Genomic DNA, 15,040 nt, shown 5'->3' on the forward strand with positions numbered 1-15,040 from the left:
TATATCACACTTTTTATCTTTTGTCAACCCCTTTTCTGAAGTTTTTTTCAAAAAAGTTTTTTGACTTCCGATTATTTAGTGTTTTCTAATGTGCTGTCTTAAATCAGCTTATCTATTATATCATATTAGCTAAGCTTTGTCAAGACTTTTCTTTGTGAATTCTTTATGAACTCACTTTCATGCTACTCCTCAGGTATCTCCTGTTCTCCCGAACCTTTTACCTTCGTTTCGCTTCTTCCTTTATCGCTCTCTCTCGAGGCGACTTGTTTATTTTATCACTTTTATGCCTTTTTGTCAAGCGTTTTGTACCGTTTCTATGTTTTTTATAGATATTTTCATTATTTTGCACAGAAACAGTACAAAACTTACACAATATTGACGATCAGAAGAACGTCGAATATATCTTTGACTCGCCTACATGATAAACTACCCCGTCATTGAACGCAAATACAACTGTTAGAGTAAAAGTACCCTTGCTGTCTGTAAAAGCGCCGTTCTGCGAATGTACAGTAAGCGTCCTGCACTCATTAGTATAATTAACGCCGAATGTCTTATTCACTTCCTCTATAGTCGATCCAGTCTTTATTCCGCCTATAGAGAACTCAGGACAATTATCCAAAAACAATCCCATAACATCACATTCACTTGCCTTAGCTTCTTCATAAGTATAATTGTCAATGGTCATGCTTCCTGAATATCCTGTTGCACCATTGCTGAAGAAAGTTTCCATATCATCTTCCGCTATCACATAATTCTTCGGGTCAACGCTCTCAGAATAACCACCTAAACCTGCCGCCCAAAGGCCCATATCCGCTACATCACTATACTTTGCAGGAAACGCAAACGCCTTGCCTTTTAATGTCATATCAAAAAGCCTTTCGTCCTGCACATATATCTCAGGGTATACAGGGTCTTTTTCATCGAACTCTATAGGGTCTTCCGTTTCATTTTTGGACGATGTGGTCTCCGATTTGCTGTCGTTTGCATTACTATCTGTATTTTCTGTATTACTATTGTCTGAAATAATTCCGCCATTGTTGTCACTTATGCGGTCATTGTCTGTTATGTGCGTATTTCCACCCGTATTGTTGTTTATATTGGGCGTATCGTCCGTCTTGCCGTTGTCGATCTTTGAATCATGTGTACTGTCGACAATGCTTTCCTCTGTTTCGCCACCAGCTACTGTCTGATTTTCGTCAGAGCCGTTCCCATTTCTATTTATAAGGTCAGGCGACCAACTGTCATTGTACTGCACTGATGAACTGCCGCTTGTCTTTATGCTGTTTTTATCAGTTTTGCTGTCGGATAAAAACAGACCTGCTCCAACTGCCACGCACAGTGCCGCCGCACATACTCCGCCTATCCACATAGGTTTCCTGCTTACCGCCGCAGTATTTTTGAGCTTATTTTTCAGCTCCTCGACCTGCTCTTCATCAGGCTCTATCTGCTCTTTCATGCCTCTGAAAAATTCCTTATTCATAGAAATATCCTCCTTTCAGCTTTTCTTTCAACATTTCTCTTGCCCTTGTAAGCTGCATTCTCACCGTTCCACTGCGTACTTTCATTATCTTTGCTATCTCATCAGTAGACACCTCTTCAAAATAGTAAAGATAGACCACCATTCTGTATTTTTCAGGCAGTTCCGTTACAGCGCAGAAAACATCATTTTCCTCACGGCTTCTGAAAAAGCTTACCTCTTCCTTTCTTTCTTCAAGGGGAACTGTACGCCTGCGCCAGCTTGACAATGTTATCTTTTTGCACTGATTGAGAGTAGTCCTGATAAGCCAGAACTTCTCCTCATCATTGTCCTTGACTGTTATCCCCTTTCGATAAGCTGCAAGAAACACTTCCTGAAAAACATCGTCTGCATCTGCTTTTGAGCCAAGACGTGCTATAGCGATTCCATAAACGGTACTTTTATATTTATCTATAAGCCTGTCTATCTCTGAAGGCGTATTTTTCAAATTGACGTCCATTTGATCACCCCTTAATAATAAATACTTTTTCTCTCCCGAAATGTCACAAAAAATAAAAAATATTTTTCAAAAGCCGCCTGAGCATACGCCCAGACGGCTCCACTTTCTTTAGAACAATCCCTGCTCCTCTGCAGCAGACGGCACATATTCCTCGTTCTCGATTATATAGTCCACCACTCTGCAATAGAAATCTGTAGGATTCATCTGAATTTTCGATTTTATATAATTTGCCTGCTCCTGATCAGGTGCGTAAAGAGTTATGTCCATAAGCACCATATCATCGTCACAGCAGCGGCAATGCACGTTATAACCACGCTTTGCAGGCTTTATATCAAAGCTTACGTCACGATCGTTTTTAAGCTTGACGAACAGTCTTAGACCTGCCGCATATATCTTATCTCTAAAACTTTTCGGCACAAGTTTTTTGAATTTCTCAGCGCCATCAATGCCCTTTTCAGTGAGCCGATAGTAATTCGTGCCTTCTATTTCCGCAAGCTCCAGCGTGCCGTTTTCCAACATTCTGCTGACAGCTTCCGTATATACAAAATAATTCACAACGCCTTCGCCCGTGGCTATCTCTGTCAGCTGATTAGGCGTACAAAGCTGATTTATCTGACCCAGAAAATAAGCCAGAAGTATTTGAACCTCATACACGTCGGAAATGTTCTTCATGTTCTCTGATATATGAGCCTCAGGATTTTGTACCAAGCTATCAATCCTCCTTTGGAAATTTCTCTAAAAATTTGGGTATTCAAGCATATGATTGAGCAAAGCTATATTAACAGCCGCCTCAACACATGGCACAGCTCTTGGAACAACGCAAGGGTCGTGTCTGCCCTTTACTTCGAGAGTTTCATTTTTCATAGCTGAATAGTCCACAGTTGCCTGCGGTCTTGCTATTGACGGAGTAGGCTTGAAAGCAACTCTAAGTGTGATAGGCATACCAGAAGCTATTCCGCCCAGTATTCCGCCGTGATTGTTTGTCTTTGTCACAACGTGACCTTTATCATTTACATAGAACTCGTCATTGTTCTCCGAACCTGTCATTTCCGCCACCTTAAAGCCTGCACCAAACTCCAGACCCTTTACCGCAGGGATACCGAAAATAAGCTGAGCGATAGAGTTTTCAAGTCCGTCAAAGATAGGCGAGCCGATACCGGCCGGAACATTGATAGCGATACATTCTATAATTCCGCCAACGCTGTCCTTATCCTTTCTTGCCTTGTCTATCTCCTTTATCATTTCGTTGCCCTGAACGTCAATGATAGTCGGGAACTCTTTCTCACGAACTTCCCTTATCATATCCTTAGTGGTATTGATAGGGTCAAAAGCCTTATCCTTTATGCCATGGATCTCTGCGATATGAGCGCCTACATAGATACCTCTTTTTTCAAGTATCTGACCTGCCACTGCTCCTGCAAAGCATAGAGGCGCAGTAAGTCTGCCTGAAAAATGTCCGCCGCCTCTTACATCATTGAAGCCTCTGTATCTCAATGCGCCTGTATAATCAGCGTGACCAGGTCTTGCAAGCCTTGAAAGATTTGAATAATCCTGTGAATGCTGGTCTGTATTTGCTATAAGCGCACAAAGAGGAGTACCCGTAGTCTTGCCGTTAAAATAGCCAGACATTATCTGCGGCATATCCTTTTCTTTTCTCTGTGTAGAGGTCTTGTTCTGCTTAGGCGCTCTTCTTGCCATAAATTGATATATCTTGTCAAGGTCGATGCTCTCCCCCGGCGGTACATTATCCATAACAACGCCTATTGCAGGGCCGTGGCTCTCACCGAAAACGGTAAAGCCTATATTGTTGTTCCATGTTGATGACATTTTACTTCCTCCTGTCAGCTTATAAAGCCTGTATAAATAACGGCAGATACCCGCCAGATCAGTACAAATTTTTGTACTAGTCCACGTTAAGGCTCACGGCTTATCTCTCCTCCGATGCTCTCATATACCTCAAAGAAATCGGGATATGACTTGCTGACGCACTCCGCACCGTTTATCTTCAGTGGTGAAGTACATCTTGTTGCAGCCACCGCCATTGACATTGCGATCCTGTGGTCGTTGAAGCTGTCAACTTCTCCGCCATTCAGTGAGCCAACGCCCTCTATCTCCAATCCGTCCTCAAGCTCAGTTACCTTTCCGCCAATTGCGTTAAGGCACTGTGAGATAGCCGAAAGCCTGTCGCACTCCTTTATCCTAAGACGTGCGGCATTTCGTATATAGCTTTTTCCCTCGCAGAAGCTTCCAAGTACTGTAAGAACAGGCACAAGGTCGGGTATATCCGAACAGTCGAGGTCAAAAGGCCGCAAACCGCCATTTTTATTATACACTATTTTCTCGCATATTTCAACAATTTTTTTATCTCCCTGAAAAGATTTTTCAGAAAGCCCTGCAATATCAATATCACTGCCCAAAGAATTTGCCACCTTGAAGAAAGCCGCCTGAGAATAATCCCCCTCAACTCTGCCGCTGAAAGGCATATAATGCTGACCGCCCTTTACAAAATATCCGTTCTCTGTTTCCTCAACCTGACAGCCATGCTCTCTCAAAGTGCCTAGAGTTATGTCAACATATGGCTTTGACTCCAAATGAGAAGTGAGTATTATCTCGCTGTCCTCCTCAAGAAGCGGCAGAGCAAACAGAAGTCCTGTGATAAACTGAGAAGATATTCCACCGTCAACATAGAACTTGCCCCCTGTGAGCTTTCCATTAGTGGAAAAAGGCATAGTGTTGTCATATTCAAAGCTTACGCCATGCTTTGGAAACTCTTCAAGATATGGTGTGATAGGTCTTTGCGGAAGCCTGCCCCTGCCGATGAACTGAGTATCCACCCCAAGCGCACAAGCAACAGGTATGAGAAATCTCAGCGTTGAGCCGCTCTCACAGCAATCCAAAGCTGCGCTCTCAGGAATATCCTTTATGCCCTCTATCACTGCCCTGTCGCCGTCAAAATCTATTTTCGCCCCAAGCGCCCTCATGCAATCCATAGTCGCAAGGATATCCACCGAGGGATAAAGATTTGTTATCTCAGAAACGCCATTAGACAATGCCGCCGCTATCACCATTCTGTGTGCAACGCTTTTTGAGGGCGGAACTGTCACCTGTCCGCTGAGTTTTTTCGGAAATACAGTTATGTTCATCGCTATCCTCCGTTACATCTCTGCGATTATTTCGGCTATCTGCTTCTCGGCTATCTCTTTGCCGTACTGATTTTCACCGAAGCACATCATCTCGCCTATTTCTTTTTGGAAAACAAATCTCAGCTTTCCGTCACGGACCTTTTTATCTGTATAAAGCTTTTTCACAAGAGCCTTTCTGTCAATATAGTCAGGTATTTTTGTAGGAAGCTTTGCCCTTTCAAGAAGCTTTTCCACACGCTGTTCATTTTCATGGGATATGAAGCCAAGCTTCTCGCCCAATCTTGCCTGTGCCACCATACCGATAGCTACAGCTTCTCCATGATATAGTCTATAATCAGACACAGTTTCGATAGCTCTGCCGACAGTGTGACCGAGATTAAGCACCTCTCTCAGACCCGACTCTCTCTCGTCTTTCATTACCACTTTGTACTTGACTTCGCAGTTTTTCTTTGCGATATACTCGCAGGCTTCGCCGTCACATTCAAGCACCTTTTCCACGTTTTTTTCAAGATACTCAAACAGCTCCTTATCACCAAGACAGCCGTGCTTTATAGTTTCCGCAAGACCGCTTGAAAGCTGTTTTTCAGGCAGAGTTTTCCATGTGTCTATATCCAGATACACTTTTTTAGGCTGATTGAACAGACCTATAAGATTTGTAGCAAGGGGCGTATCAACGGCAGTTTTTCCGCCCACAGAAGCGTCAGCCGCCGCAAGAAGCGTTGTGGCATAATTCACAAAAGGCACTCCTCTGCCGAATGTTCCAGCCACAAAGCCTGCAAGGTCTGTGACAACTCCGCCGCCAACGGCTACCACACAGCAATCACGGCGAAAGCCTTTTTCAAGCATAGAGTCCTCAACAAACTCTTTCATCTGCCTGGTTTTGGACTTTTCTCCCTCAGGTATCACAAAAAGCTCGGCTTTCAGACCTGCGGCATTGAGCCTGTCATAAATATCTCTGCCATAGAGATCCACAACGATAGAATCCGTTACAACGGCAAATTTCTTTATCTTTCCCACAAGACCGCCTTTAAGGTCGCTGACCAGCGTATCCTGCAATTTTCTGCCTATTTCTATATCATAAGAATCGTCTACGACCCTTTTAAGCTCGCAGTTGAATTTCATTAATATCAAAACCTTTCAGTACAATTTTTTACACAGCTATCATAAAAGCCTAATTGCCGTCTGAGCATTTCTCGGCGTCTATTGCAAGTGCGATCAGCAATCCCGCCAAAGCATTGCTATCGTCATAAACGTCTATGACATAGGTATCAGTAAGGTGCAAAAGCTCCTTTGACACATACATTATCTGTTCGGCACCGCTATAAACGGAATAGTCCCAGCCGAAAATGTCGCCGTCCACTCTCCAACCGCAGAAATCTATATGGAACTTTGGCTTGAAAAAGGTGAACTCTTTCTTTATACAGCCCATATACTCTCCGCCTATGTATATCTCAAAGGTAGGGAAAATTTTCAGCACCTTTTCTTTCAGCACGCCGACCTTGTTTCCCATGTTGTCGTATATCTCCAGCAAGTGACCCCATGCGAGTCTGCCTTTTACGCTGAAAACTGCGTTACCGTATTCGTCGCACACATCATAGCTGTCAAACCATGAAAAAAGCCTTTGTTTAAGCACAAGTTTCATCGTTCTTCCTCCTTTGTACTTTATCCATTTACAGTTCTAAAACATTATACCACATCACTGAATATTTGTAAAGAAAAAGAGGTGCGAAAACACCTCTTTTTCAATGTCTTGTTTATTCGTTTACATCAAGAGGCTTGCCCATGAACTCGGAAAGTGCCTTAACTTTCTTCATTGTTTCAGCGAACTGTGCAGGAGTAAGTGACTGCGCACCATCGCTCCATGCGTTCTTAGGGTCGTTGTGTACCTCTATCTCAAGTGCGTCACAGCCTGCTGTTACAGCGCAAAGTGCCATTGGCTCAACAAGTGAAGCGATGCCTGTAGCGTGGCTAGGGTCAATAGTGATAGGAAGGTGTGTTTTCTGCTGGAGCAGAGGAACAGCTGAAAGATCGAGAGTATTTCTTGTGGCAGGCTCGAATGTGCGGATACCTCTTTCGCAAAGGATAACGTTCTGATTGCCCTCAGACATTATGTACTCAGCGGACATGAGAAGCTCCTGAAGAGTTGATGAAAGTCCTCTCTTGAGAAGAACAGGCTTGTCGCTTCTGCCGAGAGCCTTGAGAAGTGTGAAATTCTGCATATTTCTTGCTCCTACCTGAACAACGTCAACGTCAGCAAAGCAGTCAAGATCAGAAAGATCCATGATCTCAGTAACGATAGGCAGACCTGTTATCTTTCTAGCCTGAATAAGAAGGTCGATGCCCTCTTTGCCAAGGCCCTGGAATGAATATGGCGAAGTTCTTGGCTTGAATGCACCGCCTCTGAGCATTGTCGCACCTGCCTCCTTGACAGCGATAGCAGTTGTGATTATCTGCTCCTCAGTTTCAACAGAGCAAGGGCCTGCGATGACCTGAAGCTTTCCGCCGCCTATCTTTCTGCCTGCAACGTCGATAACAGTATTATCAGGGTGAAACTTTCTGTTAGCGTTCTTGTAAGGCTCCTGCACACGCTGGACCTTTTCAACACATTCCTTAGCCTGAACTGCTTCTATATCGATCTGAGTTGTGTCGCCAATAAGACCGATAACATTTGAATGAACGCCCTCTACCAGATTCGTCGATACATGGAACTGGTCGAGCCAGTTCAAAAGCTCTTCTACCTGTTTTTCCTGTGAATTGTTTTTCAATACGATTATCATGTTACTTTCCTCCGAAAATCAAATTTGTATAGGCAATAAAAACAGCCGTGACATCCTTTTACAAGAAAGCCACGGCTTATAATAAACGCAGATATAAAAACAGAAACTTCTCTATTCTATACGCCTATTCTGATCTCGTCGCTTTCTTCACACGCCAAAAAAACTCGAAGCCATAAAAGTAGCTCAAGCTCATAAAGAAGTATGTAAAGACTGCAGACATGATAACAGTAGACATATTCTGTTTTTTCCTTTCGATTTATTTGTTATTGCTAACCACGTTCATTATACTCTCACAGGCAGGGCTTGTCAATAGTCCTGCCGAGAGTTTACACTTTTTTAACGTTTGCAAAACACTTTATTCTTCGTTTTTCACCTTATAGCTTTCTACAAGATGATAGGCCTTGATATCCACAAGAGCGTCAAGAACGATACCCTCAGCGGTATAATCCTCGCTGAATATCCTGCCCTCCTGCCTTATGGTGTTCACAAGACCAGCCTTGTCAAAAGGCAGAAGAAGCCTGCATCTTACGCTGTTTTCGGGTAATGCCTTTTGTATAGCCGCAAGCAGGCTGTCAATGCCTGTGCCGTTTTTGGCGGATATCTTCACCGCTTCACCTGATGTGTCAAGCTCGTTTATATAAGGCACTTTGTCGCACTTGTTGAACACTGTCACCACAGGTATTCCCTCACAGCCAAGCTCTTTGAGCAGTTCAAGGGTAACTTTTGCCTGTTCCTCGCAGTCATCAGCCGAGGCGTCGCACACATGGATTATAACGTCCGCACTTGCCGCCTCTTCAAGAGTGGATTTGAAAGCTTCCACAAGCTGATGCGGCAGACGTCTGATAAGTCCTACCGTATCGATAAGCGTCACCGACCTGCCGTCAGGAAGCTCTATAGCCCTTGATGTTGTTTCCAAAGTCGCAAAAAGCTTATTCTCTGCAAGCACGCCCGCCTCGGTAAGATAATTGAGCAGTGTGGATTTTCCCACGTTTGTATAGCCCACTATCGCCGCTGTAAGAACACCGTCTTTCTTGCGACGTTTTCTCATAAGCCCACGACGCTTCTCTATCTCCTTAAGCTCGTCTGAAAGTGCCGCAATACGTGTTCTGATGTGTCGCTTGTCGGTTTCAAGCTTCGACTCACCAGGACCTCTTGTGCCGATACCACCGCCAAGACGTGACATATTAGTTCCCATGCCTGCAAGCCTTGGAAGTCTGTATTTGTTCTGTGCTATCTCTACCTGCAATCTGCCCTCACGAGTAATCGCACGCTGAGCAAAGATATCCAGTATGAGCATAGTTCTGTCAATAGTGAAAACGCCGCATACGTCCTCGATATTTCTTATCTGTGTGGCTGTCAGTTCGCAGTCAAAAACTATCCTGTCAATATTTTCATTTCTGCATATCTCAGCCATTTCTTCAAGCCTGCCTGAGCCTATGCAGGTGCCACTGTCAAAGGACGGCCTTTTCTGTGTCACTCTCGCTATCACCTCACCGCCTGCTGTTTCTGTCAGCTCTTCAAGCTCGTCAAGGGAAAGCTCCACGTCATACGAACCTGTGTCCACTGCCGCCAGCAGCACACGGTCTTTCTTTATTGTGTTGTCAAACATTTCTGCCATATTAATCACTCCTAATGTCTGTTATCAAGCCGCTCTTCGGCTTTTTCAGGCATAAAAAAACACACCCTCAGGCGTGTAACCAAAACGTTATACGGAAGAGTCGGAGCGGCTTGTGCCAATGCACCTGCCTGATATTCGGTTTAATAGTTTCTCACCCATATTCTTGTAATTCTCATGTCATCCGACGCTCCTTTCGTAAAATATGTTTTATTATATCACAGCCATATTTTTTTGTCAAGCATAAAAACATAAAAAGCAGGCTGCCTTTTTCAGACAGCCTGCAAATGTTATTCATAATCGCTTTTAAGAATACTTCTCTTGCGCTTTTTTTCCTCATAAAGCAGGATATCAGCATGGCTGAGAAGCTCGCCTATCTCAAGCGTGGCACTGCATACGAACGGATAAACGCCTACGCTCGTATGGATTATATATGGCTTATCGGCGGCATATTTAATATTGTATTCTCTTGTGACCGCTTCTATATGGTTTCTCATTGACGGGATATCTATTGCGTTATCAAGAAAAGCGCATACAACGAACTCATCGCCACCTATACGACCCACTATCTCACTGTTGCCAAAAGAGTGTTTAAGTATCTTTGCCGCAGATAGTATAGCAAAGCCGCCCTCCTCGTGACCAAACTTATCATTTATGGTTTTCAGACAGTCAAGGTCGGCAAAGACCATGATAGCCTTTTCACCCTCGTTTTTGTCATTGCTGAGTCTTTTACGAAGTTCCTCAAAAAATCCCCTTCGATTGTAGCAGCCCGTCAAAGCGTCCTGCCTTGAAAGATCTCGAAGAAGCTCATTGTTTTCCTTGATCTCGATAAGGCTCTTTTTAAGCTGCTTCTGGGTAACAGCCTGCTGCTTCATCAAGGTTATTATTTTAAGTGCCGCACAAAGCTGAACTGTCACCGACTGCAAATAATTAAAATACTCATGCTTTATCTCACACATCAGTATTCCGTAATGCTCCTCGTTAGAGAACAATGGTGATACCACTAATGTATAACGTCTGTCTGTTGGCAGATACTTATTCGACAACAGCTCTGTATACTTTACAGCCTGCTCTTCATGTGGGAGCTGGATAGCGTCAGAACCATTGTGATAGGCTTTGAGATACATATATTCCGGCGGTTGCCACTTATCTGTACCAAAGTGAATAATGGCAGGCTCGAAGCTGAACAGGAAGCTTGATTCCATATGAAGCCTCGTAAGCTTATCCACAACAGTTTCATATGCTCTGTCATCATAAGCTTCAAACACAAGCATATCCCTTGTGATAGAGTTTGCCTGCCATGCAAGAAACTCATTATCCTCAAGCTTTTCCTTACAGTAATTCGCATTGCGTTCTGCCAGTATCTTGTATATCTGAATAAAAGTCTGATTTAACTTTAAATGCTTCTCCACGTTATCAAAACGAGAGATAAGCTTTTGCTGAATATACTCAACAGAAGCATAAAGCTCATCAACGCTCACAAACCTAAAAAATTCTTCACTGGCAAGAGTTGAGGTCATTTCTAATACTTTGTCTTTTTTGACCTCATTATCAAGGTTTTCCTCACGGGCATAATCATCAAGAGCATATATTATCTTGACGTAATTTTCTCGCATTTTCGCAGTTGTTTCACTTGCACTGTATTTATTGAACAAAAACTGTCCCATTCTTCTTGCAAACGCTTCCGGATCATCTGATATGCGACCAAAAGATATGGTCTTTATTTTTGAGTTGCCCTGACATCCACAGGAATTTCTTCTTACCATTCCCGAAGAGATCTTATCGTTGTTTATAGCCTTATTTACAACATAGTTCACAGCCTCCTGAACGGCATGATAGCCAAGCTCAGAAGGGTCAGCCTTAACAGTCGTCAAATGCGGATTAAGCTCCTCAGCCACGGGATCGTCGTCAAAGCCTGTCACAAGGATATCCTTACCGGGACGTATCCCACGCTCTTCCATAGCCTTATAGCCTGCAATTGCCATCTGGTCGTTTGCAAAAACGATAGCATCAAGTTCTGGATTATCGTCAATAAGCTTTCCGACTTCGTCAACACAGAATTTCGAAAAATTGCCATATGCAACACGCTTTTCGTCATAGATGATACCATTTTTCTCAAGAGTCTCCTTGTAAACGTCAAGTCTTTCAAGGGCGTCATCACTTGTTTTAGGTCCGCTTACCATACCTATCTTTTTACAGCCATGCACCTTTATAAGATGTTCTATAGCCTCCTTCATTCCCGTTCTGTTGTCGAGCATGATACAAGGATAACCATCAATATGTGCCGTTATAGTTATAACAGGCGTTCCAGCAAATTTTTTCAGAAACTGAGCCTTATGCTCGTTGTCAAGATATGTTCCAAGTGTGCCGATAAGCACAAGCAGAACGTCAAACTTATTTGCCGCCGCCATATCGAACAAAGTATTATACTGATACTCATACACCGTTCTCAGCTTGTCGGCATAGATCCCATCTATATATCTGCCTGGAAAAATAACGAGGTCGGCGTCGCACTGCTCTGCGCCTATCATGGCGCCCTCTGCAACCGCATCGTCAAAATCATCTTCAAGGTGGCTCACCAAAAGTCCTATTTTTATACGTCTGCGTTTAGCAGTATCATTCATCATCTCATGATCCTCCGTACAAATCAGCCGTGCTGCTTCAGACGATCTAAAGCAGCGTCACACAAGGCACGCCTATGGGCTTTGCCTTATTCGTTTATCTTAATATTTTTCTTACAGTCGACTACTGAAAGCGTACCATTCGGACTTCCAAGCCACCAGCCATCGCCTGTAAGGAACATTACGTCGAACTGACAGGTTTGTGCTGTCACGTCACCTTTACCAGTTTTATCTCCAACACCTGAAACAGAACCGCCCTCGCAATAAAGCGTAAAGACAGTATTTTTAAGCTCACAATCCAGCTCGCCGTCCCTTGTTCCCACACAGTTGAGAGTTCTTCCTTTCATGGAAATGTTGAGCCTGCCATCAAGAATACATATCCTTCCGGTACCGTTACTCGTAACTCCCACTGCAGTCAGATTATTTCCCGAAAGCACACAGCTCATGTTATAATCTGAAATGCTTATATCAGCACTGCCGCTCATAGTACCTATACCGACTGATACTCCTGCCGCAAGCTTTAGTCTACAGCCACAGTTTGATATAGTCACATCTGCGTCGCCATCAATACTTCCAATGCCAACGCACCTATCGCCACTGCAATTTACAGCTATATCACCGCCTGCAATGACAATGCCGTTTTTGCAGCCTCCTCCGCCTATGCCGACGCACTTGTCGCCATTTGCAGTTATATCAAGAACACCTGTCATTGCGACAGTTATCCTTCCACAAGGCTGCTTGCTGTCAGTACCTATTGCATAGCAATCCTGTGATTCTGATCTGATATAAAGCTCACCTGAGCCTACAAGCTCTAACGACGATCCCTCAGGGACATAAATGCCTCTGCCGTCTATACGATCTTCACCGCTGCACACTATCCTTACTCTCGAGCCAATGCCAAGCTTTATGTTCGGTAGTTCCCCATATGTAATGAGCCATGCGTTTTTCAAGTGAATGACGCAATCAACACCATTACCAATTGTCACGGACAAAGGCACTGCACGATCGTCCTCAGCCTTTCCCGAAAGAGTAAATGTACCTGTGCCAAGAAAAATGTCAGAATATCTTTTTTTATACATCTCAGCAAGGTCGATAACGTCATTATCCTCAGCGTGGAAGACCTTTTTATCATTATCCCTCGCCTCGATACTGTAAGCCACTATCTCCTCACGGATATTTTCCGAGATATCGTGGATAAGCACAGGCTTCGGCTTAGAAACATAATAACCCTGAATAAGATCGACACCGAAATATATCATGGTTTTAAGTTCTTCGCTTGTTTCAACGCCCTCTGCAAGTGCGGTATATCCGCTTGAATGGAAATATTCCACCATTTTTGAAACTATCTTCTGAGCCTTAGGATTCTGGTCAATGCCGGAAATGAGGGAACGGTCTATCTTTACCACCTCAGGATCATATCGCAGAAGATTCGATGTATTTGAGTAGCCTGTGCCATAATCGTCAATAGCAAGGCTCATATTGTTCTTTTCAAGACGCACCCTTATTCTCTCGAGGTCGTCCTCGCTGATCTCTGTCTGCTCTGTCATTTCGATAACGACCTTTTCAAGAAGTTCGCCATAGTCATTGACGATCGCATAAAAATCCTTATCGTCAAGAGCATGAGATGATATTGAATTTATATACAGCCTGCGGTTTTCAAAATCGAGCTGATGCTTGCTGAGATATTTAAGAGTATTTTTCAGTGTAGCTTTCTCAATATCGTAAAGTCTGCCAAAATTTTTAGCACAGTTGAGTATCTGAAGCGGATTGAGTGCTATATTTCCCTTTGTTCTCATAAGTGCTTCATAAGCGACTATCTCGCCTGTTGAAGAACTAACGATAGGCTGAAAATGATATGTAAACAGATTTTTATCAAGAAGCTCTGAAAAAGCCCTGATATTCTCGATATCACTCTTCTGCTTTGCATATTTTTCAGGATCAAAGCAACAAATACTGCCTGCACCCTTCGCCTTAGCTTCATAGAGTGCAAAGCCTGCTGCGTGCATGAGTCTTGCTGGCACTTCAAAGCCGCTGCTTATGCCTGCCGTCACAGACAGCGAATGATTTGAAGACGATCTCACTCCAAATTCATCCGGCAGGCAACACTCCTTCACCGCTTTACGGATATTGTCAGCAAATTCCTCAGGCTTACCTCCAAAGCGTGGAACATATATCCAAAACTGACCGTCTGAATTGAATGCCGTCACAGTATTTTCAGGCATAACTGCGACAACCGCCCTCAGTGCCTCCCCTATGCAGTAGTCTGAATCCAAAAGCTTCCCTGCTCCATCAAATCTTACAAGAGCAAGCAATGATGAGCGTGTCATTCCATCAAGAAGTCTTACAAGCTCTGATTGTGGTATAATGTCGAGCCCTTCAAAAACACTTTTTGACATATATTCTTTCGACAGATACACTATTCCGGCGGTAATGCTGGTTGGAGTATCAAGAAATTCTATACACAACGGCAGGCCAAGATCTCGTCCTCCGCCGTTCAATGCAACTATATCTCTGAACTTGTCATAATCTGTGTTCTCTCTAAGTCCCATAAGAGCACGACAGTTTTCATCGGCATAAAACTCTCCGCTTTTCTCGTCCATAACAAATCCGCCGATATTGTGCCATATTGAACAAACCTTTCCCCAGACAGCACCAAAATAGCTTTGCCACAATTTATTTTCCATATCCATGATCTTCACCATGCCTGAATATACGACTGTGTTCAGACAATCCTTCCTTTGGAGATTTGTTAATTTTTTATATTTTTATAACTAATTATTTGTCAAGCCTATTATAACACAATCCCGATAAAATTACAATAGCGACTAAGGAAAAGATGTTACAAAATCGTGCATGGAATTTTGTATATCTGTTTGACTTAGCTGGTTTTTGGTAGTATAATATAAGC

At 43.4% G+C, this 15,040-nt stretch carries 11 protein-coding genes; all 11 read right to left on the reverse strand.

All coding sequences use genetic code 11. From position 1 onward, the window contains the following. Positions 1–382 precede the first annotated feature (382 nt). Positions 383–1,480, reverse strand: a complete 1,098-nt coding sequence (locus tag DW015_RS04430; protein WP_117904491.1) for a hypothetical protein — start codon at positions 1,478–1,480, stop codon at positions 383–385. Then, positions 1,473–1,976, reverse strand: a complete 504-nt coding sequence (locus DW015_RS04435; protein ID WP_117877962.1) for a sigma-70 family RNA polymerase sigma factor — start codon at positions 1,974–1,976, stop codon at positions 1,473–1,475. The genes DW015_RS04430 and DW015_RS04435 overlap by 8 nt, the downstream gene beginning before the upstream one ends. A gap of 108 nt (positions 1,977–2,084) precedes the next feature. Next, positions 2,085–2,684: a DUF4364 family protein gene (locus tag DW015_RS04440; protein ID WP_242993216.1), complete on the reverse strand. Its 600-nt coding sequence runs from the start codon at positions 2,682–2,684 to the stop codon at positions 2,085–2,087. 27 nt (positions 2,685–2,711) lie between these two features. Further along, positions 2,712–3,803: a chorismate synthase gene (gene aroC / locus DW015_RS04445; protein WP_038671275.1), complete on the reverse strand. Its 1,092-nt coding sequence runs from the start codon at positions 3,801–3,803 to the stop codon at positions 2,712–2,714. Between the two features lie 86 nt (positions 3,804–3,889). Continuing rightward, the gene (gene aroA, locus DW015_RS04450; protein WP_117904493.1) at positions 3,890–5,119 is read right to left on the reverse strand and encodes a 3-phosphoshikimate 1-carboxyvinyltransferase; all 1,230 of its coding nucleotides are present in this window, start codon (positions 5,117–5,119) and stop codon (positions 3,890–3,892) included. 12 nt (positions 5,120–5,131) lie between these two features. Beyond that, positions 5,132–6,241: a 3-dehydroquinate synthase gene (aroB, locus tag DW015_RS04455; protein ID WP_117904495.1), complete on the reverse strand. Its 1,110-nt coding sequence runs from the start codon at positions 6,239–6,241 to the stop codon at positions 5,132–5,134. Between the two features lie 49 nt (positions 6,242–6,290). After that, positions 6,291–6,761, reverse strand: coding sequence for an LURP-one-related family protein (locus tag DW015_RS04460; protein ID WP_022288571.1), 471 nt, complete (start codon positions 6,759–6,761; stop codon positions 6,291–6,293). Between the two features lie 112 nt (positions 6,762–6,873). Further along, on the reverse strand, positions 6,874–7,896 hold the full coding sequence (gene aroF, locus DW015_RS04465) for a 3-deoxy-7-phosphoheptulonate synthase (protein WP_117904496.1): 1,023 nt from the start codon (positions 7,894–7,896) through the stop codon (positions 6,874–6,876). 355 nt (positions 7,897–8,251) lie between these two features. Continuing rightward, positions 8,252–9,505 carry a GTPase HflX gene (gene hflX / locus DW015_RS04470; RefSeq protein ID WP_181979844.1) on the reverse strand — a complete coding sequence of 418 codons (1,254 nt, stop codon included), beginning with the start codon at positions 9,503–9,505 and terminating at the stop codon, positions 8,252–8,254. A 296-nt stretch (positions 9,506–9,801) separates the two neighbouring features. Continuing rightward, the gene (locus DW015_RS04475; RefSeq protein ID WP_117904498.1) at positions 9,802–12,138 is read right to left on the reverse strand and encodes a GGDEF domain-containing protein; all 2,337 of its coding nucleotides are present in this window, start codon (positions 12,136–12,138) and stop codon (positions 9,802–9,804) included. A gap of 83 nt (positions 12,139–12,221) precedes the next feature. Beyond that, a complete protein-coding gene (locus DW015_RS04480) occupies positions 12,222–14,816 on the reverse strand; it encodes a GGDEF domain-containing protein (protein WP_181979832.1) in 2,595 nt (864 codons plus the stop codon). Between the last annotated feature and the right edge of the window lie 224 nt (positions 14,817–15,040).

It is taken from the genome of Ruminococcus sp. AF37-20 (genome assembly GCF_003460465.1).
In the GTDB taxonomy this organism is placed as follows: domain Bacteria; phylum Bacillota; class Clostridia; order Oscillospirales; family Ruminococcaceae; genus Hominimerdicola; species Hominimerdicola aceti.